The following is a 1,029-nucleotide window of genomic DNA, read 5'->3' on the forward strand; positions in this document are numbered from 1 at the left end:
TCAAGCACTTCAGACGCTTCGCCACGCGTTATGACCGCAGGACAATCAACTTCGCGGGCTTCGTACACCTCGCGGCAATAAGGGTCTGGATGCGATGAATGTCGATCCGTCTTAGAATTCGTTCGGCCTGAAGTTGGCTTGTGCCCCAAGGCATCGAGCTGACGCGCCTTCATGACGAGAGGCAGAATTGCACCCCTGCGCCCCAATGCCCAGCGATACCGGCGCAAGACCAGCGCGCGAAACAGCTCACACAAACAGTGTGACGGCCACCTGCGAGCAAAATGAAAAGCATACAGCGCACGCGAACAGGAACACGCCGGCGGTAGATCAAACTGCCCGCGCTCCGGGCGTGAAAGCGGTCAGATCACCCAACGCTTCCCCGCGTCCCCAACCACGAAACGGCTGGGTCAAACCATGGCTGGGCAGGAATTCTGACATCACGGCCCGACGGCCCCTGCGCCAACATGTGCACATCGCAAACTGTGCTGAAGGATCGATTGACAGGACCATGGGAGTAACCGTAAAAGCCCTCATCTTGGTCGGGGGCTGTAGCTCAGATGGGAGAGCGCTGCAATCGCACTGCAGAGGTCAGGGGTTCGATTCCCCTCAGCTCCACCAGGGTTTCTCTATACCGTTGAAAATTAAAGAAATCCCTTGATTTCAGGGGCATACTGCGCTCTTGTGGTACGCATCGCTGGTACACAGGGCCCCACACCACCATGCCACGCCGACCGGAACACCTACAGCTACGTGGGCGGATCTACTGGATTCGCGTGCGCGTACCGGACGAATTGCGTCACGAGGTTGGGCGCATCGAAATACGCCGCTCACTCGGCACCTCTGACCCCACAGAGGCCAAGGGCGGGTCCGTATTGAGCGGACCAGGCTCCGGACCCATAAAAATACTTTCGCTTTGAAGCGTTTTCTGATTCAAGGTTCCCGAAGGGAGCCATCGATGGGCACGCACGTTTTCTGGCTGACGGACGAGCAGTTCGCGCGGCTTGAGCCGCATCTTCCAACAGATACCCG

The 1,029-nt window shown here is 58.2% G+C and carries 1 protein-coding gene and 1 tRNA gene; both read left to right on the top strand.

What is annotated here, in order from left to right; all coding sequences use genetic code 11:
* Positions 1 to 542 precede the first annotated feature (542 nt).
* Positions 543 to 618 (top strand) — tRNA-Ala (locus ACERNI_RS17970).
* Between the two features lie 101 nt (positions 619 to 719).
* Positions 720 to 917 (top strand): DUF6538 domain-containing protein, encoded by a 198-nt coding sequence (locus ACERNI_RS17975; protein WP_448834596.1) that lies wholly within the window; start codon positions 720 to 722, stop codon positions 915 to 917.
* Positions 918 to 1,029 lie beyond the last annotated feature (112 nt).

It is taken from the genome of Camelimonas sp. ID_303_24, from assembly GCF_053543495.1.

Coding starts and splice junctions, on each gene's coding strand:
- ACERNI_RS17975 (WP_448834596.1), top strand. CDS start 720: ATGCCACGCCGACCGGAACACCTACAGCTACGTGGGCGGATCTACTGG.